This window comes from Pseudomonas sputi (assembly GCF_021603585.1).
Classification (GTDB): Bacteria; Pseudomonadota; Gammaproteobacteria; order Pseudomonadales; family Pseudomonadaceae; genus Aquipseudomonas; species Aquipseudomonas sputi.
Genome location: NZ_BQHI01000012.1, coordinates 146987 through 167159, shown reverse-complemented (window position 1 = coordinate 167159; position 20173 = coordinate 146987). Strand labels below are relative to the sequence as shown.

The window sequence follows — 20173 nt, the reverse complement described above, 5'->3', positions numbered from 1 at the left end:
AATCCGTCGACAAAACGGACAGGCGCATGGGTTTTGTCCCACTCGCCATCGGGCAGTTCTCATGTGCAACAGGCTGCTGGCCGGTGCAGATCGAGAGGCTACCTGTAAGGACCACTCTGACCTGCTCTCGGGGACATGCGAATGCAACTCAACGACAAAGTAATCATTATCACTGGCGGTTGCCAAGGCTTGGGCCGCTCGATGGCCGAGTATTTCGCGGGCAAGGGCGCGAAGCTGGCGCTGGTCGACCTGAACCAGGAAAAACTCGACGACGCGGTCGCGGCCTGCAAGGCCAAGGGTGTCGAGGCGCGCAGCTATCTGTGCAACGTTGCCAACGAAGAGCAGGTGACGCACATGGTCGCCCAGGTCGCCGAAGACTTCGGCGCGATCCATGGCCTGATCAACAACGCCGGGATCCTGCGCGACGGCCTGCTGCTCAAGGTCAAGGACGGCGAGATGACCAGGATGAGCCTGGCCCAGTGGCAGGCGGTGATCGACGTCAACCTGACCGGCGTGTTCCTCTGCACCCGTGAAGTGGCGGCAAAAATGGTCGAGCTGAAGAACAGCGGCGCGATCATCAACATCTCGTCGATCTCCCGCGCGGGCAACGTCGGCCAGACCAACTACTCCGCCGCCAATGCCGGCGTCGCTGCGGCGACCGTGACCTGGGCCAAGGAACTGGCGCGCTACGGCATTCGCGTGGCGGGCATTGCGCCGGGCTTCATCGAAACCGAGATGACCCTGGGCATGAAGCCAGAAGCGCTGGAGAAAATGACCTCCGGCATTCCGCTCAAGCGCATGGGCAAGCCGGAAGAGATTGCCCACTCGGCGGCGTACATCTTCGAGAACGACTACTACACCGGTCGGATTCTGGAGATGGACGGCGGGCTGCGCATCTGACCTCTGTCGCGGAATGAAAAACGCCCCGGTGCACTGGCACCGGGGCGTTTTTGTTTAAACGACAGGTATCAATCGTCGCTGATGGTGATGTTCGGCATCGCCGGCGAGGCCGCTTCCTGCAACACGATCCGCGCGCCGACGTGGCGGGCCAGTTCCTGATAGACCATGGCGATCTGGCTGTCCGGCTCGGAAATCACCGTCGGCTTGCCGCCATCGGCCTGTTCGCGAATCAGCATCGACAATGGCAACGAGGCCAGCAGCTCGACGCCGAACTGGGTCGCCAGCTTCTCGCCACCGCCCTCGCCGAACAGATGCTCGGCATGACCACAGTTCGAGCAGATGTGCACGGCCATGTTTTCCACCACGCCCAGCACCGGAATGTTGACCTTGCGGAACATCTCCACGCCTTTACGCGCGTCCAGCAGCGCCAGATCCTGCGGTGTGGTGACGATCACCGCACCGGCCACCGGGACTTTCTGCGCCAGGGTCAGCTGGATGTCGCCGGTGCCTGGCGGCATATCGATGACCAGATAATCCAGATCACCCCAGGCGGTTTGCGTGACCAGTTGCAGCAGCGCGCCGGAGACCATCGGCCCGCGCCAGACCATCGGCGTGTTGTCGTCGGTCAGGAAGGCCATCGACATCACTTCCACGCCGTGGGCCTGCAGGGGTACGAACCATTTCTGATCCTTGACCTGCGGACGGGTGCCCTCGGGAATGCCGAACATGATGCCCTGGCTCGGGCCGTAGATATCGGCGTCGAGAATCCCGACCTTCGCGCCCTCACGGGCCAGCGCCAGCGCCAGGTTGGCGGCGGTGGTGGATTTGCCCACACCGCCCTTGCCCGATGCCACGGCGACCACGTTCTTGACGTTGGCCAGCCCCGGAACCTGTGCCTGGGCCTTGTGCGCAGCGATCACGCTGTTGACTTCGACCTTCGCAGTCACCACGCCGTCGAGGTTTTCGATGGCCAGTTGCAGCAACTGCGCCCAGCCGCTCTTGAACAGACCGGCGGCATAGCCGATTTCCAGCTGCACGCTGACGCGATCGCCAGCGATTTCGATGTTGCGCACGCAACCGGCGCTGACCGGATCCTGATTCAGGTAAGGGTCGGTGTATTGGCTGAGGACGGCTTCCACCGCTGCGCGAGTGACGGCACTCATGGGCAACTCCGATAACAAGACTGGGAAAAGATGGCAGGTATCCTACCCCTTCTGTCCCCCGGACGGCATGTCCGGCAACGATTTGCAGAGGTGAAATATCTTTCCCGGCGCTTTATAGTGGCCGACCTCCGTTTCATCAAGTAGCGAAGCCCCACATGTCCGAACCACGCAAGATTCTCGTCACCAGCGCCCTGCCCTACGCCAACGGTTCGATCCACCTTGGCCATATGCTGGAATACATCCAGACCGATATGTGGGTGCGCTTCCAGAAGCATCGCGGCAATCAGTGCATTTATGTCTGCGCCGACGACGCCCACGGTTCGGCAATCATGTTGCGCGCGGAAAAGGAAGGCATCACTCCGGAACAACTGATCGCCAACGTCCAGGCCGAACACAGCGCCGACTTTGCCGAGTTCCTAGTGGACTTCGACAACTTCCACTCCACTCACGCCGAAGAAAACCGTGAGCTGTCGAGCCAGATCTACCTGAAGCTGCGTGACGCCGGGCACATTGCCCAACGTTCGATCACCCAGTATTTCGACCCGGAAAAGAAAATGTTCCTGGCCGACCGCTTCATCAAGGGCACCTGCCCGAAATGCGGCACCGAAGACCAGTACGGCGACAACTGCGAAAAATGCGGTGCGACCTACGCACCGACCGACCTGAAGGATCCGAAATCGGCGATCTCCGGTGCCACTCCGGTGCTCAAGGATTCCCAGCACTTCTTCTTCAAGCTGCCGGACTTTCAGGAAATGCTCCAGGCCTGGACCCGCAGCGGCACCCTGCAGGACGCCGTGGCCAACAAGATCGCCGAATGGCTGGACGCCGGCCTGCAACAGTGGGACATCTCCCGCGATGCGCCGTACTTCGGCTTCGAGATCCCGGGCGAACCTGGCAAATACTTCTACGTGTGGCTGGACGCGCCGATCGGCTACATGGCCAGCTTCAAGAACCTGTGCAACCGCACGCCGGAGCTGGACTTCGACGCGTTCTGGGGCAAGGACTCCACCGCCGAGCTGTACCACTTCATCGGCAAGGACATCGTCAACTTCCACGCCCTGTTCTGGCCGGCGATGCTCGAAGGCGCAGGTTTCCGCAAGCCGACCGGGATCAACGTGCACGGCTACCTGACCGTCAACGGCCAGAAGATGTCCAAGTCCCGCGGCACTTTCATCAAGGCCCGTACCTACCTGGATCACCTGTCGCCGGAATACCTGCGCTATTACTACGCGGCCAAACTGGGCCGTGGCGTGGACGACCTCGACCTGAACCTCGAAGACTTCGTGCAGAAGGTCAACTCCGATCTGGTCGGCAAAGTCGTCAACATCGCCAGCCGTTGCGCCGGTTTCATCCAGAAGGGCAACGCCGGCCTGTTGGTGGACAACAACGCCGCGCCAGAACTGACCGAAGCGTTCCTGGCCGCCGCGCCGAGCATCGCCGACGCCTATGAAGCCCGCGACTTCGCCCGTGCCATGCGCGAAACCATGGCCCTGGCCGACCGCGCCAACGCCTGGATCGCCGACAAGGCGCCGTGGTCGCTGAACAAGCAGGAAGGCAAGCAGGATGAAGTCCAGGCGGTCTGCGCCACGGCGATCAATCTGTTCCGCCAACTGGTGATCTTCCTCAAACCGGTGCTGCCAGTGCTGGCCGCCGATGCCGAGGCGTTCCTCAACGTCGCCCCGCTGACCTGGAACGACCACACCACCCTGCTGGCCAACCACCAGTTGAACGAATTCAAACCGTTGATGACCCGCATCGACCCGGTAAAAGTGCAAGCCATGACCGACGCCTCGAAAGAAGACCTGACCGCCAGCCAGACCGACACCGGTGCCGCCGCACCTACCGGCAATGGCGAACTGGCCAAGGATCCGCTGTCACCGGAAATCGACTTCGACACGTTCGCCGCCGTCGACTTGCGCGTCGCGCTGATCGTCAAGGCCGAACACGTGGAAGGCGCGGACAAGCTGCTGCGTCTGACCCTCGACATCGGTGACGAGCAACGCAACGTGTTCTCCGGGATCAAAAGCGCTTACCCGGATCCGTCGAAGCTCGACGGTCGCCTGACCATGATGATCGCCAACCTCAAGCCACGGAAAATGAAGTTCGGCATCTCCGAAGGCATGGTGATGGCGGCCGGCCCTGGCGGTGAAGAAATCTACCTGCTGAGCCCGGACAGCGGCGCCAAGCCGGGTCAGCGCATCAAGTAAGGTTCTGCCCTGACAGATCCCACAGGCGTGCTCCGTGCGTCTGTGGGATTTTTCATATCCGGCCCGCCCTCCACGGCTGCCGGATAATGCCTAACCTTAAGGACACACGCCCGTTTCTGCCGGCAGAACCATGACCGAATTCGTGTTTACGCTCTTCAGTGCTGCGCTGATCAACAACTTCGTGTTGCACTGGCCGCTGGGCGTCGATCCGCTGTTGGCCGGCAAGCGCCGTCAGGTGCATGCGCTGGGGCTGGCAACGTTGTGCCTGATGCTGATTGTGGGTGTAGCGGGTTATGCGGTCTGGCATTGGCTGCTGGTGCCGTTGCAACTGGAATTCCTGCGGCTGTTTGTGTTTCTGCCGCTGAGCGTCCTGCTGATCGCGCCGTTGCTGAAGCTGTTGGCGCATTGGCGACCCGCGCTGCCATTCGATGGTTTGTGGCCGTTGCTGCTGGGCAATGCCGGGGTGCTGGGGCTGACGCTGATCAACGCGCAAGCGGATAAGGGCCTGTTGCATGCGACAGCGCTGAGCCTTGGCGCCGGTCTGGGTTTCTGGCTGGTGTTGAGCCTGTTCAACGATTTGCGCGAGCGCACGGCCGACAACAATATTCCCCTGCCCTTTCGTGGCCTGCCGATCCTGTTGATCGGCGCCGGACTGATGGCCGTGGCTTTTCTCGGATTCAGTGGATTGATCAAAACATGAGTCTGATTCAACGCATCGATGCCCTGCTACCGCAGACCCAATGCGGCAAGTGCGGCCATCCCGGATGCAAACCCTACGCTGAAGGCATCGCCAACGGCGAGCTGATCAACAAGTGTCCGCCGGGTGGCGACGAAACCATCGCGGCGCTGGCGGAGCTGCTGAAAATCCCGGTGCTTGAGCTGGACGTCAGCCGTGGCGCGGCGCCGCCGCAAGTGGCCTACATCCGCGAGGCCGAATGCATCGGCTGCACCAAATGCATTCAGGCCTGCCCGATCGACGCCATCGTCGGCGCGGCGAAGCTGATGCACACCGTCCTCATCGACGAATGCACCGGATGCGACCTGTGTGTGGCGCCCTGCCCGGTCGATTGCATCGAGATGCACCCGCTGCCCCCGGGCACGCTGCCGGTGGTCGGTGGTCTGGCGGCCAGCCTTGAAGAACAGCAGGCCCGCGCGGCCAAACGCGATCACGCACGGCAACGTTTCGAACGGCGCAATGCTCGCCTGCAACGCGAAGAACAGCAGAAGCAGGCCGAACGCGAAGCTCGGGCGCAACGCGCGGCGCAGGTCGAAGTCGCCGCCACCACGCTTGATCCGGTGCAGGCGGCGCTGGAACGGGTCCGCGCACAAAAAGCCGCAACTGCCGATGCCGCACTCAAAAAAGCCAAGATCGACGTGGCCATGAGCCGGGCGCAATTGAACAAGTCGCTCAAGGCCTTCGGTCATCCGCCGACCTTCGATCAGCAATCGCAACTGATCGTCCTGCAGCAGCAATTCGAAGCTGCCGAACAGGCACTGACGAAGCTGGAAAGCAGCGCTTCACCTGCACCGGTCGTGGCCGCACCGGCAAAGGACGCCGATCTGAAAAAGGCGAAAATCCAGTTGGCGATGCGCCGCGCCGAACTGAAAAAGGCACAAACCGCAGAGGCCCCGCTAGCCGAAATCGCCGCGCTGGAGCAAGCCCTGCGTGATGCCGAACAGGCGCTGCACAGCGCCGAAGATGCCAGCGATCAACCGGCGCCGGAGCTTGTGCGCGTCGAAAAACGCCCGATCGACGACCAGCTTCGCCACTTGAAAACCGAACTGGCCTACGCTCGCGCCGATCTGAACAAGCTGCAACGGCGCGACGGCACGCCCGCCGACATCCTCGAAAAGGCTCGCGCCCGCCTGCAGGAAGCAGAGCGGCAGGTACAAGCCCATGTCATCCATTGAAACCAGAGACGAACGCCTGCAACAGGCAATGAAGCTGGTGTTGCTGGCGACATTGCCGGGATGGCTGGCGTTGTTCTGGTTTTACGGCTGGGGCGTGTTGATCAACCTGATCCTGTCCGTCGTCACGGCACTGGGCGTCGAAGCCGCTGTGACATATCTGCGCCGCCAGTCGGTGCAATCGACCTTGACCGATGGCAGCGCGGTGGTCAGCGCCACGCTGCTGGCTATCGCCCTGCCGCCTTATTGCCCGTGGTGGCTGACGGTCACGGCGATCGCCTCGGGTCTGCTGCTGGGCAAACATCTGTACGGTGGCGTGGGCCAGAACCCGTTCAATCCGGCCATGCTCGGCTTTGCCCTGGTCATGGTGATGTTCCCGCAACCGATGACCCACTGGCCGGCCCATGGCATGGATCTGGCGGCGGCATTTGGCCAGGTGTTCAAGCCGGGCACCGCGCCGGATGCCTGGGTTCAGGCCACTGTTCTGGACAGTCTGCGCATCAATAAAAGCCTGACCATGGACGAACTGTTTGCCGGCGATCCGGCCTTCGGCCGCTTTGGCGGGTACGGCGTTGAATGGGTGAATCTGGCGTTTCTCGCCGGCGGCTTGTTCCTGTTGCAACGCAAGGTATTTGGCTGGCATGCGCCGATCGGCATGCTCGCCAGCCTGTTCGTGATCAGCCTGTTGTGCTGGAACGGTTCGGGCTCTGACTCCCACGGCTCGCCGTTGTTTCACCTGCTGAGCGGCGCGACCATGCTGGGGGCGTTTTTCATCATCACTGAACCGGTGTCGGGAGCGAAAAGCCCGCTCGCCCGTCTGCTGTTCGGCGTCGGCGTGGGGTTGTTGACGTATGTGATTCGCACCTGGGGTGGCTACCCCGATGGCTTGGCGTTTGCGGTGCTATTGATGAACCTGTGCGTGCCGGCGCTGGAACGCTTCGCCGTGGCCCGTCAGGCGCAGGTGGCACCATGAACCGCACGAACGGCCTGGTCATACTGGCGTTGATGACCGCGCTGGGCATCGGTGTGACGTGGCTGGTGCAACGCAGCAACGCGCCGCACATCGCCGCCGAACAGCGTCTGCTTGAGAGTCGTAAATGGCTGGACGTGCTGCCGGTCGATGCTTACGACAATCTGCCGCTTGAACAACTTCTGGCGCTGACCGACATCCACCTGAGCCACAGTCTGTTGCTGGGCGGTTACCGGGCGACGAAAAGCGGCCAACCTGTGGCCGTGCTGTTGCGCAGCCAGACCCAAGGCTACGCCGGCAATATCGAGTTGCTGATCGCCATCGATGCCGACGGTCGTTTGCTCGGCGTCAAAACCCTCGAGCAAAACGAAACGCCTTCGCTGGGCGGACATATCGGCGACTGGCCAAATCGCTGGCTCCAGCGCTTTAGCGGACAATCGAGCAGCCAGCCGACGGAAGCCGGATGGGCCTTGAAGAAGGATCAGGGACAATTCGACCAGATCGCGGGCGCAACCATTACCTCTCGTGCGGCCATCAACGCCATCCACGATGCCCTGCGTTACTTCGATGAACACCGCACGAGCCTGCTCGGGAGCGCACCATGAAGACGTCAGCGACACTGTCGAACGCAATGATGCTGGTCCTGTTGATCGGTGCCACCGACTCCGTGGCAGCTGCGCTGGCGACTCTGTTGATGTTCGCCGTTGTCGTGGGCATTTACGGTTTGTGCATGGCACCGCTGCGTTCGCGCCTGAGCAGCGAGAGCCTGTTGCCGGTCAGTCTGGTGCTGGCCGCGACCCTGGCCGGCTGCGCCGATATTTTTCTGCAACGCGGTGCGCTGCAATGGCATCAACTGATCAGTCTTTATGTTGGGCTGACTGGCTTGCAATGCATCGTGCTGGAGCACAATGGGTTCTTTCGCCAGCCTGTCCGCGCACGGCTGAAACTGTGCGGCCTGTTTGCCGCGCTGATGACCGTGCTGGCGGTGTTGCGTGAGCTGATCGGTCAGGGCAGCATCGGCCATCATTTGTCAGAACACTGGCAAGGTTTGATTCTGTTCGGCGATGGCCTGCATTTTGCGACGCTGGCTCCCGGCGCCTTGATATTGCTGGGACTGTTACTGGCCGCCCGTCAGGCCTGGGCTCGCCCTGCCGACCTACCCGAGGAAACGCATCACCCATGAATGCCGCAAAACGTCTGGAGATCTTCCGTCGGTTTCACGAGGACAATCCCGAACCCAAGACCGAACTGGCCTATTCCTCGCCTTTCGAACTGTTGATCGCAGTGATTCTGTCCGCGCAATCGACGGATGTCGGGGTGAACAAGGCGACGGCCAAGCTGTTCCCGGTGGCAAACACACCGGCGGCCATTCACGCGTTAGGCGTTGAAGGGCTGTCCGAATACATCAAGACCATCGGCCTCTATAACAGCAAGGCCAAAAACGTGATCGAGACCTGCCGCCTGCTGGTCGAGCTGCACAATGGCGAAGTCCCGCAGACCCGCGAAGCGCTGGAAGCCTTGCCCGGCGTAGGCCGCAAGACGGCCAACGTCGTGCTCAACACCGCGTTCCGCCAGTTGACCATGGCGGTGGACACCCACATCTTCCGGGTCAGCAACCGCACCGGTATCGCTCCTGGTAAAAACGTGGTCGAGGTGGAAAAGAAGCTGATGAAGTTTGTGCCAAAAGAATACCTGCTCGACTCGCACCACTGGCTCATTCTTCACGGACGCTATGTGTGCCTGGCACGCAAGCCCCGCTGCGGCAGCTGTCGGATTGAAGACTTGTGCGACTACAAGTACAAAACTTCTGACGATTGAGTGGCTATTGGTTTTATCGATTTATCGATTGAAAAAATCTTTTTTACCATCTGCTGGAATATCGATATAAGAAGCGCCAAAGGCAGTCTTAGCCTGGAGTTAACCTTATGAGCACCAGCAAAGAGCAATTGGAAGCGGATGACGACTTTATCGCCACGGAGGCCGATGATGCCGAACCTTTGGTTGAAGTCGCCAAGACCAACTTGAGCAAACGCCGAACCATCGACAACCTGCTTGAGGAGCGCCGACTGCAGAAGCAATTGGCCGATTACGATTTTGATCTCTGACATTTGAAAGCCTCCCGCAACGGAGGCTTTTCTCTTTCTGCCACACGCTGACTCCGATCCGCCCATGACCTGACCCTTCAGACCAGGCCGTTGCGCTGCGCCAGTTCGATCAGATCCACCAGCGAGCGCGCATTGAGTTTCAAAAGCAGTCGGGTCTTGTAGGTACTCACGGTCTTGTTACTGAGGAACATCCCGTCGGCAATTTCCTTGTTGGTCTTGCCCCGCGCCAGTTGCTGTAAAACCATCATTTCCCGCCCCGACAGGCGATCGACCATATCAGCTTCGCTGGCATTTCCCAGACTGGTACGCACGGTATGCAACGCCTGATTCGGAAAGTAGCTGTATCCGGACAGAACCGCCTTGATGGCGCTCAACAACTCAGTCAGATCCTGCTGTTTGCAAACATAACCCGCCGCCCCCGATTGCATGCAGCGCATGGAAAAGTGCCCGGGTGACTGAGATGTCAGCACAAGTACTTTCAACGGCATCGCACTTGTCGTAAGGCGTGCAATGACTTCCAGTCCATCCAGTTTCGGTATGCCGATATCCAGTATCACGATATCCGGCATCTGATCACGAGCAAGTTGTAACGCATCCACTCCATTGTCGGTTTCTGCAATGACTTCGTAGCTATGACGTTCCATCAGCATACGTACCGCAAGACGAATGACGGGGTGATCATCCACGATCAGCACTTTATTCATGGGCAAGTCCAGTTTCGCTGTTCGAATTTTTAGAACCGGCACAATAACGCAGTCATTTCACTCATGGCATGGAGAAGTTCATTCACACCGGCATCAAGAGACACCTCCTACAGCCAATAAAGATTATTCCTACAGAAAAGGATCACCAGAAAAATTACTGCCTGGTGAGAGCGTAAAGCCCGCCACTCAACCGATTACAATGCGACAGCACCTGAACAAGGCATCAACAAGAAAAAGCAAACTCACCAAAATAATAAAAACCTGAAACAACATACCTGTATTAATTCACCCTTAATTCCGATAAACACCAGCTAACTAACGCTAGACCATCAACCTGATATCCAGCTATACAAATCACTAGAAAACCCCATGACGAGAACAGCAAGTTCATGAGCAAAGCACATGTTAAAAAACAACAGAAAGATCACCAACCCTATAAGCATCATTGCCGTATTTGCATTGATAACCGAGACCTCAGCAGCGGTATCCCTGCCCTTTCTCGATAACGAAGACCGGAAGATCTACATTTGGCTTCTGATCAGTTTTCCTTTTTTCCTGGCGTTCCTGTTCTTCATAACTCTTAACTTCAACTACCGATCCCTTTATGCACCTTCAGACTTTGAAAACGACAAGAGTTTTTTAAAGGCATTTGAGGAAAGTGCACCTCATCTGCAGGAGACGGTCACACAACCCAATATTGAGTTGCACACAGTAAAACTGCAGAAATCGCTCACGACGCTATATATCGTTGATATCAGAGGAGGAAGTGCCGAATTTGACACAGGCGAACTATTGGAAAAAATCCCGCCCCCTTCCAAACACTCACTCAGAATATTCCTGTTCCTGACCCACTCGATACCGGACGCTTCATTAACAGAAAACGTCTTCAAATCGTTTAAACAAAGGAAGAAAGCCGCCGGAACTACCTACTGCATCTCTTACGACGTGGATTCAATGAGCATGATCCAGGTGGAAAAGGTTTGAAAACGCCGCAGAAGGCTGGCAAAGCAAGAGCAGCGAAAATGCTGATCCCGATCAGTTTGAAGAAAGGAGCACCCAAAAGCACAAAGGCCCTGTCTTGCGACAAGGCCTTTGTTTCACATCCGAACCGAATGACTCAGAACAGCTTGCGGCCCTTGTTGGCAGCAATGCGCATGCGCAGTGCATTGAGCTTGATGAAGCCCGCCGCATCGGCCTGGTTGTAGGCGCCGCCGTCTTCTTCGAAGGTCGCGATGTTGGCGTCGAACAGCGAATCGTCAGACTTGCGGCCGGTCACGATCACGTTGCCCTTGTACAGTTTCAGGCGTACGACGCCGTTCACGTTGACCTGGGAAGCGTCGATCATCTGTTGCAACATCAGACGCTCAGGGCTCCACCAGTAGCCGGTGTAGATCAGACTGGCGTATTTCGGCATCAGCTCGTCTTTGAGGTGAGCGACTTCGCGGTCCAGGGTGATCGATTCGATGGCGCGGTGAGCGCGCAGCATGATGGTGCCGCCCGGGGTTTCGTAGCAGCCACGGGATTTCATGCCGACATAACGGTTCTCGACGATGTCCAGACGGCCGATGCCATGCTCGCCACCAATCCTGTTCAGCGTCGCCAGCACGGTGGCCGGAGTCATTTCGACGCCGTCCAGCGCAACGATGTCGCCGTTGCGGTAGGTCAGCTCCAGGTATTGCGGGGTGTCGGGAGCCTTCTCCGGAGAGACGGTCCAGCGCCACATGTCTTCTTCGTGCTCGGTCCAGGTGTCTTCCAGCACACCGCCTTCATAGGAGATGTGCAGCAGGTTGGCGTCCATCGAGTACGGGGATTTCTTCTTGCCGTGACGCTCGATCGGGATCGCGTGCTTCTCGGCGTAATCCATCAGCTTCTCGCGGGACAGCAGGTCCCACTCGCGCCAAGGGGCGATCACTTTCACGCCTGGCTTGAGTGCGTAGGCACCCAGTTCGAAACGTACCTGGTCGTTGCCCTTGCCGGTCGCGCCGTGAGAAATGGCGTCGGCGCCGGTTTCGTTGGCGATTTCGATCAGACGCTTGGCGATCAGCGGACGCGCGATGGAAGTACCCAGCAGGTACTCGCCTTCGTAAACGGTGTTGGCGCGGAACATCGGGAACACGAAGTCACGCACGAATTCCTCGCGCAGGTCGTCGATGTAGATTTCTTTGACGCCCATAGCCTGCGCCTTGGCGCGAGCCGGCTCGACTTCTTCGCCCTGACCCAGGTCAGCGGTGAAGGTCACGACTTCACAGTTATAAGTATCCTGCAGCCACTTGAGGATCACCGAAGTGTCCAGGCCGCCGGAATACGCCAGAACGACCTTGTTTACGTCCGCCATGCCATCACTCCACGGGGTTCTACGGAAAGCCGAGGAGTCTACCGCTCAAACGCGATAATTTACAGAGGCGCGACAGCTTAAGACGACAAAGCGACAGAATCTGTCGAGAGGGCGACGATGACCGCTGAGTCAGGAAGTCGCCGCTGCGTTGGCCGGGGTGCTGGCCTGAGGTGCCGGAGCGGTGGTCGGCGCCACTCGCGCAAGGTGCACGTTGACCCGGCGGTTCTTGGCCCGATTGGCGGCGTTGGTGTTTGGCACCAATGGGTAGCGCTCACCATGGAAACGCACGGTGATCTGCGACTCCTGGATGCCGTTGGCCTTGAAGAAATCGACCACGGCCAGCGCACGACGGCGCGACAGTTCGCGATTGGTCAGGCGATTGCCGCTGTTGTCGGAGTGGCCGTCGAGTTCGATGTGATTGACCGTCGGATCGGCCTTCATGTACTCGAGCATGACTTGCAGCTTGGCCTTGGCGGCGGCGTCCAGTTCGGTGCCTTCGCCGGGGAAGCCGATCTGCGACTGTTTGACCTGATCGAAATTCTGCGGGAGCAGTTTCGCCACGCAGGTCTGATAGTCGTTGAACGCCTTGCTGAACTTGACCGGCAACAGGCGCACTTCCGACACCCGACCATCGCCCGATGCCCTGCGTACTACCGGACTGCGACCGTCCATCAGTCCGCTGATCAGTTGCCCGGCCTGGGATTGAGAACTGTTGAAGAGCACGTTGCCGCTGCCCAGCCGAACCGTGCCCAGATTGATGTCGCCACGTCCCGGCTGCCACGGCGCAGCCGCCGCCAGCAAGGTCGCCGAACCACCGCCGAGCATGGCGTTGTAGGCGTTCAGGCGAAAGGTCGCCTGCTCGCCGGCCTTGCGCACGAACTGCCCCGAGCCGAAATCGGTGATCGGTTGCGTCAGACGGCACTCGAACTTGTCGCCCTCGACCGTCCACTCAATGTTCTCCAGACGGGTCTGGTAGGTCAGTGCCATCGCGGGAAGGCTGGCAAACACACTGAGCAAGGCTAAATATCGCTGGCGCACGGGAGGCTCCATTGGCTTCTACAACAAAAAAGACCGAGACATACATCTTTACGGCATACCTATGGGATATCGGACGCTCGTCGCAAAACTTGATAGCGAGTGCCTGCAAGAGTCTTTTCCGGTAGCATTCGCCTCAGTTTGACCCGCCTGGAATCCCCTCATGTCCGACCGCCTGACCCTGCTGCGTCCCGACGACTGGCACATTCATCTTCGCGATGGTGCCGTGTTGACCAATACCGTTGCGGATGTCGCGCGCACCTTTGGTCGCGCCATCATCATGCCCAACCTGGTACCTCCGGTGCGCAACGCCGCTGAAGCCGACGGCTATCGCCAGCGGATTCTCGCTGCCCGCCCGGCCGGCAGTCGTTTCGAGCCGCTGATGGTGCTATACCTCACCGATCGCACCCAGCCTGAAGAAATCCGTCAGGCCAAGGCCAGCGGTTTCGTGCACGCCGCCAAGCTGTACCCGGCCGGCGCCACCACCAACTCCGATTCCGGAGTCACCAGCATCGACAAGATTTTCCCGGCGCTGGAAGCGATGGCCGAAGTCGGCATGCCGCTGTTGATCCACGGTGAGGTCACCCGTGGCGACGTCGACGTGTTCGACCGCGAAAAAATCTTCATCGACGAGCACATGCGTCGCGTGGTCGAGCGTTTCCCGACACTGAAAGTGGTGTTCGAACACATCACCACCGGCGATGCCGTGCAGTTCGTCAACGAGGCTCCGGCCAACGTCGGCGCGACCATCACTGCGCATCACCTGCTCTACAACCGTAACCATATGCTGGTGGGCGGGATCCGGCCGCACTTCTATTGCCTGCCGATCCTCAAGCGCAACACGCACCAGGAAGCCCTGCTCGACGCCGCCACCAGCGGCAGCGCCAAGTTCTTCCTCGGTACCGACTCGGCGCCGCACGCCCAGCACGCCAAGGAAGCCGCCTGCGGCTGTGCCGGCTGCTACACCGCATACGCCGCCATCGAGCTGTATGCCGAAGCCTTCGAACAGCGCAAGGCGCTGGACAAGCTCGAAGCGTTCGCCAGCCTCAACGGCCCACGTTTTTACGGCCTGCCGGCAAACACCGATCGCATCACCCTGGTTCGTGAAGAATGGACCGCCCCGACCAGCCTGCCTTTCGGCGAGCTGACCGTTATCCCGCTGCGCGCCGGTGAAAAACTGCGCTGGCGCCTGCTGGAGGAACACGCGTGAGTGAAGACCATTTCGACGACGAACTGGACGGTCAAGGTGGCGGCGGTTCGCGCCATCCAATGGCAGCACGCTTTCGCGGCTACCTGCCGGTTGTCGTCGACGTAGAAACCGGTGGCTTCAACTCGGCCACCGATGCGTTGCTGGAGATTGCCGCGACCACCATCGCCATGGATGAAAAGGGTTTCGTCTACCCGGATCACACCTACTTCTTCCGCGTTGAGCCGTTTGAAGGCGCCAACGTTGAAGCGGCGGCGCTGGAGTTCACCGGGATCAAGCTCGACCACCCGTTGCGCATGGCCGTCAGCGAAGAAACGGCGCTGACCGACATCTTCCGTGGCGTGCGCAAGGCCTTGAAGGCCAACGGCTGCAAGCGGGCGATCCTGGTCGGCCACAACAGCAGCTTCGATCTGGGCTTCCTCAACGCCGCCGTCGCGCGGCTGGACATGAAGCGCAATCCGTTCCATCCGTTCTCCAGCTTCGACACCGCGACCCTCGCCGGCCTGGCCTACGGTCAAACCGTATTGGCCAAGGCCTGTCAGGCCGCCGACATCGACTTCGATGGCCGTGAAGCGCATTCGGCGCGTTACGACACCGAGAAGACGGCCGAACTGTTCTGCGGTATCGTCAACCGCTGGAAACAGATGGGTGGCTGGGAAGACTTCGACGACTGATCCTCGTCGGATTTCCTCCGAGCATGAAAAAACCGGCCACGTAGGCCGGTTTTTTTGTACCTCGACGTTACGCCTTACAGGGCAGCAGCGTTCTCGGTCAGGTAAGCCGCCACGCCTTCTGGCGAAGCGTTCATGCCTTTGTCGCCTTTTTTCCAGTTGGCAGGGCAGACTTCGCCGTGCTCTTCGTGGAATTGCAGCGCGTCGACCAGACGGATCAGCTCTTCCATGTTACGGCCCAGCGGCAGGTCGTTGACGATCTGCGAGCGGACAACGCCCTTGTCGTCGATCAGGAACGCGCCACGGAAAGCCACGCCGCCTTCGGACTCAACGTCGTAGGCCTTGGCGATGTCGTGCTTCATGTCGGCAGCCATGGTGTATTTCACCTGGCCGATGCCGCCATTGTTGACCGGGGTGTTGCGCCAGGCGTTGTGGGTGAAGTGCGAGTCGATCGACACAGCGATCACTTCAACGTTGCGCGCCTTGAAGTCGGCCATGCGGTTATCCAGGGCGATCAGCTCGGACGGGCAGACGAAGGTGAAGTCCAGCGGGTAAAAGAACACCAGGCCGTATTTGCCTTTGATGGCCGAGGACAGGGTGAAGCTGTCAACGATCTCGCCATTGCCGAGTACGGCCGGGACGGTGAAGTCAGGGGCTTGTTTGCCTACGAGTACGCTCATTGATATCTCCTGGTGTAGAAACTTGAAGTTCAGGGTTCGCGCCAGCCTGCCACCCTCAGGCGACAGCCCTGTGACACGAACCCCCTTCGCAAGGGCCGACCATCATACACTGCGTTTTTCGACTGTCCTTAAAGGTTTTTCGCGAAATCCCGGCTGGCATTCAGCCATGTACCACCGTTCGTCAGTCACAGCCATTGGCGACGAAAACCCTTGGGAAAGCACTTTGACAATCATTCTCGTTAACATTAAGATCCATCGCAATTGAGTCACAACCAGCGACGGTTCTCACTTATGTATGTTTGCCTCTGCACTGGCGTCACCGACGGACAGATCCGCGAAGCGATCTATGAAGGTTGCTGCAGCTATAAAGAAGTCCGTCAGGCCACCGGCGTCGCCAGTCAATGCGGCAAATGTGCATGCCTGGCGAAGGAAGTGGTTCGCGAAACCCTGACCAAGCTGCAAACCGCCCAGGCTGCGATCCCCTACCCGGCAGAATTTACCGCCGCGTAATTATCCCGAATTCGAAGAACCGGACTTATGTCCGGTTTTTTTATGCCTGAAAATCAACTGCTTAGCGTCTAGACGCGGAACACAAACATTCTTATTCCGATTAATTTTCATTTATTATTCAATAACTTAGGTTTGACACTTATAAACACCAAGCTCAAACTCTGCCTTATATACCGCTACTTAGGGCAGGACTCCCATCATGAAAGGCGACGTAACAGTCATCCAGCATCTCAACAAGATCCTTGCCAATGAGCTGGTCGCGATCAATCAGTACTTCCTGCATGCACGCATGTATGAAGATTGGGGCCTGAACAAGCTCGGCAAACACGAGTACCACGAATCCATCGACGAGATGAAGCACGCGGACAAGCTGATCAAGCGCATTCTGTTCCTCGAAGGCCTGCCGAACGTGCAGGATCTGGGCAAGCTGCACATCGGCGAGCACACCCAGGAAATGCTGGAGTGCGACCTGCGCATCGAGAAGACCGGTCACGCTGACCTGAAAGCCGCCATCGCGCATTGCGAATCGGTGGGTGACTTCGGCAGCCGTGAACTGCTCGAAGACATTCTCGAGTCCGAAGAAGAACACATCGACTGGCTGGAAACCCAACTGGGCCTGATCGACAAAGTCGGTCTCGAGAACTATCTGCAATCGCAGATGGGCGAAGACGAGTAATTAGCCAGCGCTGAACTCGAGACACTAAAAAGCCCCGCCCTCTTTGGAGAGGCGGGGCTTTTTATTGCCTGGACTTCGGGATTGCCGAAGTCCGGACAGAAACCAATCAGGCTTCGGACTTGGCCGCAGCCGCCTTGGCGGATGCTTCCTTGACCAGGGTCTGCAGCTCACCGTTGGCGAACATTTCAGCCATGATGTCGCTGCCGCCGACCAGTTCACCGGCTACCCACAACTGCGGGAAAGTCGGCCAGTTGGCGTACTTCGGCAGGTTGGCACGGATTTCCGGGTTCTGCAGGATGTCGACGTAGGCGAACTTCTCGCCACAGCCCATCACAGCCTGCGCAGCTTTCGCGGAGAAGCCACACTGCGGGGCATTCGGCGAGCCTTTCATGTAAAGCAGAATGGTGTTGTTGGCAATCTGCTCTTTAATCGTTTCGATGATATCCATGGAGCACCTCGGCTGAACTTTCCGACTCATGGGTCGGCACGGTGGCGCATTGTAACGGAATCCCGAGCGCCCTGCTCGGTCTCCCCGACAGACATGCTCACGCCGCCGCCACGGTCACCGGCACACCATTGAGCGCCGCGTTGCCTGACAGCTCGTCGAGCTGGCATTCGTCGGTCAGGTCATTGGCGCTGGAGCCGGGTTGCCCACTGGCAATCGCCATCTGCACCCCCGGCCGGGCGTGGCCCCATCCGTGCGGCAGGCTGACCACGCCTTTCATCATGTCCGCACTGCCCAGCACCTCGACCTCGATCTGCCCGACCCGTGAACTCACGCGCACAAGCTGGCCATCACTGAGCCCACGACTGGCGAGATCGTCCGGATTCATCAGCAACTGATGACGCGGCTTGCCCTTCACCAAACGATGGTAATTGTGCATCCACGAATTATTACTGCGTACATGACGGCGGCCGATCATCAACAGCTCATCGGCGGCTGGCGCCCGCAACGCGGCGAAGCGCGCCAGGTCGGCCAGGATTTCCGGCGGCGCCGCCTGAACTCGTTGATTGGCGGTCTTCAATCGTGGTGTCAGGTTGGGTTTCAGCGCTCCCAGATCAACGCCGTGCGGATGATCGAACAGCGTCGCCAGCGACAATTTATGCTCGGACGCATCGCCATAGGCGCCCATGCGCAATCCCATGTCGATCATCTTCGCCGGCGGCATCGTCGGTTTCAGCTCCTTGCCGGTCTTCGCGGCAAAGGCCTTGGCCAGGCCGACGAAAATCTCCCAGTCATGCAGCGCACCTTCGGGTTTGGCAAGGATCGCCCGGTTGAAACGAGTGACGTTGCGCACCGCAAACAGGTTGAAGGTGGTGTCGTAGTGATCGTTCTCCAGCGCCGAAGTCGACGGCAGGATCAGGTCGGCATAGCGCGTGGTTTCGTTGATGTACAGATCGACACTGACCATGAACTCCAGCCCGTCCAGCGCCTGCTCCAGTTGCCGGCCATTGGGCGTGGACAGGACAGGATTGCCGGCCACGGTGATCAGCGCGCGGATCTGACCTTCGCCTTCGGTGAGCATTTCTTCGGCCAGCGCCGAGACCGGCAACTCGCCGCCGTATTCAGGGCGCCCGGACACGCGGCTCTGCCATTTGTTGAAATGCCCGCCCGAAGTGGACGCCACCAGATCCACCGCAGGCTCGGTGCACAAGGCACCGCCAACGCGGTCGAGATTGCCGGTCACCAGATTGATCAACTGCACGAGCCAATGGCACAGCGTGCCGAAAGCCTGAGTGGAAACCCCCATCCGGCCGTAGCAAACGGCGCTTGGCGCCGCGGCGAAGTCCCGGGCCAATTGACGGATCTGTTCGGCGGGAACCGCGCACAACGGGCTCATGGTTTCAGCGGTGAAACCCGCCACCGCCGCGCGCACTTCGTCCAGACCGTCCACCGGCAGATGGCTGTCCGAGGTCAGTCCCTCGGCGAAAAGAGTATTGAGCACGCCAAACAGCAACGCCGCATCGCCCCCCGGACGCACGAACAGATGCTGATCGGCCAGCGCCGCCGTCTCGCTGCGCCGAGGATCGACCACCACCACTTTGCCGCCCCGGGCCTGAATCGCCTTCAGACGCTTCTCGACATCCGGCACGGTCATGATGCTGCCGTTGGACGCCAGTGGATTGCCGCCCAGGATCAGCATGAAGTCGGTGTGATCGATATCCGGAATGGGCAGCAGCAAGCCGTGGCCGTACATCAGATAGCTGGTCAAGTGATGGGGCAGTTGATCGACCGATGTCGCCGAATAGCGGTTGCGGGTTTTCAACAGGCCGAGGAAGTAATTGCTGTGGGTCATCAGCCCGTAGTTATGCACGCTGGGGTTGCCCTGATACACCGCCACCGCGTTCTGCCCATGACGCTCCTGAATCGCCGAGAGTTTTTCGGCGACCAGTTCGAACGCTTCATCCCACTCGATGGGCAGCCATTCGCTGCCGACCCGGCGCATCGGCTGGCGCAGGCGATCCGGGTCGTTCTGGATATCTTGCAGCGCCACGGCCTTGGGGCAGATGTGCCCACGACTGAACGTGTCCAGGGCATCGCCCTTGATCGAGGTGATCTGCACCTGGTTGTCGGTTTCGGTGGTTTCGATGGTCAAGCCGCAGATGGCTTCACACAGGTGGCAGGCACGGTGATGGAGAGTCTTGGTCATGGCCAGTCTCTGTCTTGTTCGGGGCAGGCAATCACGCCTGCGGGAACAAAACTATGGCCCGCGACCCGATGCAGCGCCAGCGACGTTCGTCTTGTGAATCGGCGGCCATCAGGCCGGCCGATAGACCCGCGTCAGTTCGCCGGAAGCTGGGGTGGTGCGGCCAGCTGGATTTCCTGGATAGTCTCGATCTGCTCTTGGGCGATGTGGACGCCGGTGAGTTCGCCGATCAGTCGCCAATGCTCGTCGAGCCCGGCGCTGATGGTCGCCATGCGGTCGATCATCTGCCGGCTGGCGGCCTTGACCACGTCGTCTTCACTGCGCATCAGTTCGAAGGACATCGAGGTCATCGAGGCGGTAAGGTGGGTCAATGAGCGTGCCGTGTGGCCCAGCAGTTCCATTAACAGTTGTTCTTTCGATTCCATGCGGAGGCTTCCTGCGTCGCTCGTGATTT

General features: G+C 59.5%; 22 protein-coding genes. 14 read left to right on the top strand and 8 right to left on the bottom strand.

Annotated elements, in window-relative coordinates; genetic code table 11:
• Positions 1–141 precede the first annotated feature (141 nt).
• Positions 142–900 carry an SDR family oxidoreductase gene (locus tag L6D81_RS18075; protein WP_236181302.1) on the top strand — a complete coding sequence of 253 codons (759 nt, stop codon included), beginning with the start codon at positions 142–144 and terminating at the stop codon, positions 898–900.
• A 68-nt stretch (positions 901–968) separates the two neighbouring features.
• Here the strand turns inward: L6D81_RS18075 and apbC are convergent, their stop codons facing one another.
• Complete coding sequence (gene apbC, locus L6D81_RS18070) at positions 969–2063, bottom strand: iron-sulfur cluster carrier protein ApbC (RefSeq protein ID WP_236181301.1); 1095 nt, start codon at positions 2061–2063, stop codon at positions 969–971.
• 155 nt (positions 2064–2218) lie between these two features.
• Between apbC and metG the strand changes: the two genes are divergently transcribed.
• The 8 genes from metG to L6D81_RS18030 all read left to right on the top strand — a co-directional run bounded on the left by metG (position 2219) and on the right by L6D81_RS18030 (position 9253).
• Positions 2219–4270 carry a methionine--tRNA ligase gene (metG, locus tag L6D81_RS18065; RefSeq protein ID WP_236181300.1) on the top strand — a complete coding sequence of 684 codons (2052 nt, stop codon included), beginning with the start codon at positions 2219–2221 and terminating at the stop codon, positions 4268–4270.
• Between the two features lie 130 nt (positions 4271–4400).
• Positions 4401–4970: an electron transport complex protein RnfA gene (locus tag L6D81_RS18060; RefSeq protein ID WP_236181299.1), complete on the top strand. Its 570-nt coding sequence runs from the start codon at positions 4401–4403 to the stop codon at positions 4968–4970.
• Positions 4967–6181 carry an electron transport complex subunit RsxB gene (gene rsxB / locus L6D81_RS18055; RefSeq protein ID WP_236181298.1) on the top strand — a complete coding sequence of 405 codons (1215 nt, stop codon included), beginning with the start codon at positions 4967–4969 and terminating at the stop codon, positions 6179–6181. Before L6D81_RS18060 ends, rsxB begins: the two co-directional genes overlap by 4 nt.
• A complete protein-coding gene (locus L6D81_RS18050) occupies positions 6168–7151 on the top strand; it encodes an RnfABCDGE type electron transport complex subunit D (protein WP_236181297.1) in 984 nt (327 codons plus the stop codon). Before rsxB ends, L6D81_RS18050 begins: the two co-directional genes overlap by 14 nt.
• On the top strand, positions 7148–7753 hold the full coding sequence (locus L6D81_RS18045; protein ID WP_236181296.1) for an RnfABCDGE type electron transport complex subunit G: 606 nt from the start codon (positions 7148–7150) through the stop codon (positions 7751–7753). The genes L6D81_RS18050 and L6D81_RS18045 overlap by 4 nt, the downstream gene beginning before the upstream one ends.
• Complete coding sequence (locus tag L6D81_RS18040) at positions 7750–8331, top strand: Rnf-Nqr domain containing protein (RefSeq protein ID WP_236181295.1); 582 nt, start codon at positions 7750–7752, stop codon at positions 8329–8331. The genes L6D81_RS18045 and L6D81_RS18040 overlap by 4 nt, the downstream gene beginning before the upstream one ends.
• Positions 8328–8966 carry an endonuclease III gene (gene nth, locus L6D81_RS18035; protein WP_236181294.1) on the top strand — a complete coding sequence of 213 codons (639 nt, stop codon included), beginning with the start codon at positions 8328–8330 and terminating at the stop codon, positions 8964–8966. Before L6D81_RS18040 ends, nth begins: the two co-directional genes overlap by 4 nt.
• Before the next feature lie 107 nt (positions 8967–9073).
• The gene (locus tag L6D81_RS18030) at positions 9074–9253 is read left to right on the top strand and encodes a PA3496 family putative envelope integrity protein (RefSeq protein ID WP_236181293.1); all 180 of its coding nucleotides are present in this window, start codon (positions 9074–9076) and stop codon (positions 9251–9253) included.
• A 77-nt stretch (positions 9254–9330) separates the two neighbouring features.
• Here L6D81_RS18030 and L6D81_RS18025 read toward each other — a convergent pair whose 3' ends face one another.
• Positions 9331–9957, bottom strand: a complete 627-nt coding sequence (locus tag L6D81_RS18025; RefSeq protein WP_236181292.1) for a response regulator transcription factor — start codon at positions 9955–9957, stop codon at positions 9331–9333.
• A gap of 402 nt (positions 9958–10359) precedes the next feature.
• Here L6D81_RS18025 and L6D81_RS18020 point away from each other — a divergent pair, with 402 nt between their 5' ends.
• Entirely contained in the window at positions 10360–10941 is a 582-nt protein-coding gene (locus L6D81_RS18020) for a hypothetical protein (protein ID WP_236181291.1), read from the top strand.
• Between the two features lie 133 nt (positions 10942–11074).
• Here the strand turns inward: L6D81_RS18020 and L6D81_RS18015 are convergent, their stop codons facing one another.
• Both L6D81_RS18015 and L6D81_RS18010 read right to left on the bottom strand, forming a co-directional pair.
• Complete coding sequence (locus L6D81_RS18015; RefSeq protein WP_011335737.1) at positions 11075–12292, bottom strand: argininosuccinate synthase; 1218 nt, start codon at positions 12290–12292, stop codon at positions 11075–11077.
• Between the two features lie 129 nt (positions 12293–12421).
• Positions 12422–13330, bottom strand: a complete 909-nt coding sequence (locus L6D81_RS18010; RefSeq protein ID WP_236181290.1) for a flagellar protein MotY — start codon at positions 13328–13330, stop codon at positions 12422–12424.
• 160 nt (positions 13331–13490) lie between these two features.
• Between L6D81_RS18010 and pyrC the strand changes: the two genes are divergently transcribed.
• Positions 13491–14537: a dihydroorotase gene (gene pyrC, locus L6D81_RS18005; protein WP_236181289.1), complete on the top strand. Its 1047-nt coding sequence runs from the start codon at positions 13491–13493 to the stop codon at positions 14535–14537.
• A complete protein-coding gene (rnt, locus tag L6D81_RS18000; protein ID WP_007953196.1) occupies positions 14534–15208 on the top strand; it encodes a ribonuclease T in 675 nt (224 codons plus the stop codon). The genes pyrC and rnt overlap by 4 nt, the downstream gene beginning before the upstream one ends.
• 74 nt (positions 15209–15282) lie before the next feature.
• On the opposite strand, the gene L6D81_RS17995 is transcribed toward rnt, so the two are convergent.
• Positions 15283–15885, bottom strand: a complete 603-nt coding sequence (locus L6D81_RS17995; protein WP_007953195.1) for a peroxiredoxin — start codon at positions 15883–15885, stop codon at positions 15283–15285.
• A 291-nt stretch (positions 15886–16176) separates the two neighbouring features.
• Between L6D81_RS17995 and L6D81_RS17990 the strand changes: the two genes are divergently transcribed.
• Complete coding sequence (locus L6D81_RS17990) at positions 16177–16395, top strand: bacterioferritin-associated ferredoxin (protein WP_007953193.1); 219 nt, start codon at positions 16177–16179, stop codon at positions 16393–16395.
• Between the two features lie 199 nt (positions 16396–16594).
• Positions 16595–17071, top strand: coding sequence for a bacterioferritin (gene bfr, locus L6D81_RS17985; protein WP_064599145.1), 477 nt, complete (start codon positions 16595–16597; stop codon positions 17069–17071).
• Positions 17072–17177: 106 nt separating this feature from the next.
• Here the strand turns inward: bfr and grxD are convergent, their stop codons facing one another.
• The 3 genes from grxD to L6D81_RS17970 all read right to left on the bottom strand — a co-directional run bounded on the left by grxD (position 17178) and on the right by L6D81_RS17970 (position 20144).
• Positions 17178–17519 (bottom strand): Grx4 family monothiol glutaredoxin, encoded by a 342-nt coding sequence (gene grxD / locus L6D81_RS17980; RefSeq protein WP_039765841.1) that lies wholly within the window; start codon positions 17517–17519, stop codon positions 17178–17180.
• A gap of 97 nt (positions 17520–17616) precedes the next feature.
• Positions 17617–19722, bottom strand: coding sequence for a molybdopterin oxidoreductase family protein (locus L6D81_RS17975; protein WP_236181288.1), 2106 nt, complete (start codon positions 19720–19722; stop codon positions 17617–17619).
• 131 nt (positions 19723–19853) lie between these two features.
• Complete coding sequence (locus tag L6D81_RS17970) at positions 19854–20144, bottom strand: hypothetical protein (RefSeq protein ID WP_236181287.1); 291 nt, start codon at positions 20142–20144, stop codon at positions 19854–19856.
• Positions 20145–20173 lie beyond the last annotated feature (29 nt).

Bases quoted from the DNA above. Each gene is read 5' to 3' on its own strand.
- L6D81_RS18015 (WP_011335737.1), bottom strand. From the start codon at position 12,292: ATGGCGGACGTAAACAAGGTCGTTCTGGCGTATTCCGGCGGCCTGGAC.
- grxD (WP_039765841.1), bottom strand. From the start codon at position 17,519: ATGGATATCATCGAAACGATTAAAGAGCAGATTGCCAACAACACCATT.
- nth (WP_236181294.1), top strand. From the start codon at position 8,328: ATGAATGCCGCAAAACGTCTGGAGATCTTCCGTCGGTTTCACGAGGAC.
- L6D81_RS18060 (WP_236181299.1), top strand. From the start codon at position 4,401: ATGACCGAATTCGTGTTTACGCTCTTCAGTGCTGCGCTGATCAACAAC.
- L6D81_RS17990 (WP_007953193.1), top strand. From the start codon at position 16,177: ATGTATGTTTGCCTCTGCACTGGCGTCACCGACGGACAGATCCGCGAA.
- L6D81_RS18025 (WP_236181292.1), bottom strand. From the start codon at position 9,957: ATGAATAAAGTGCTGATCGTGGATGATCACCCCGTCATTCGTCTTGCG.
- L6D81_RS17995 (WP_007953195.1), bottom strand. From the start codon at position 15,885: ATGAGCGTACTCGTAGGCAAACAAGCCCCTGACTTCACCGTCCCGGCC.
- L6D81_RS18075 (WP_236181302.1), top strand. From the start codon at position 142: ATGCAACTCAACGACAAAGTAATCATTATCACTGGCGGTTGCCAAGGC.
- bfr (WP_064599145.1), top strand. From the start codon at position 16,595: ATGAAAGGCGACGTAACAGTCATCCAGCATCTCAACAAGATCCTTGCC.
- L6D81_RS18030 (WP_236181293.1), top strand. From the start codon at position 9,074: ATGAGCACCAGCAAAGAGCAATTGGAAGCGGATGACGACTTTATCGCC.
- L6D81_RS18050 (WP_236181297.1), top strand. From the start codon at position 6,168: ATGTCATCCATTGAAACCAGAGACGAACGCCTGCAACAGGCAATGAAG.
- metG (WP_236181300.1), top strand. From the start codon at position 2,219: ATGTCCGAACCACGCAAGATTCTCGTCACCAGCGCCCTGCCCTACGCC.
- pyrC (WP_236181289.1), top strand. From the start codon at position 13,491: ATGTCCGACCGCCTGACCCTGCTGCGTCCCGACGACTGGCACATTCAT.
- apbC (WP_236181301.1), bottom strand. From the start codon at position 2,063: ATGAGTGCCGTCACTCGCGCAGCGGTGGAAGCCGTCCTCAGCCAATAC.
- L6D81_RS18020 (WP_236181291.1), top strand. From the start codon at position 10,360: ATGTTAAAAAACAACAGAAAGATCACCAACCCTATAAGCATCATTGCC.
- L6D81_RS17970 (WP_236181287.1), bottom strand. From the start codon at position 20,144: ATGGAATCGAAAGAACAACTGTTAATGGAACTGCTGGGCCACACGGCA.
- L6D81_RS17975 (WP_236181288.1), bottom strand. From the start codon at position 19,722: ATGACCAAGACTCTCCATCACCGTGCCTGCCACCTGTGTGAAGCCATC.
- rsxB (WP_236181298.1), top strand. From the start codon at position 4,967: ATGAGTCTGATTCAACGCATCGATGCCCTGCTACCGCAGACCCAATGC.
- L6D81_RS18045 (WP_236181296.1), top strand. From the start codon at position 7,148: ATGAACCGCACGAACGGCCTGGTCATACTGGCGTTGATGACCGCGCTG.
- L6D81_RS18040 (WP_236181295.1), top strand. From the start codon at position 7,750: ATGAAGACGTCAGCGACACTGTCGAACGCAATGATGCTGGTCCTGTTG.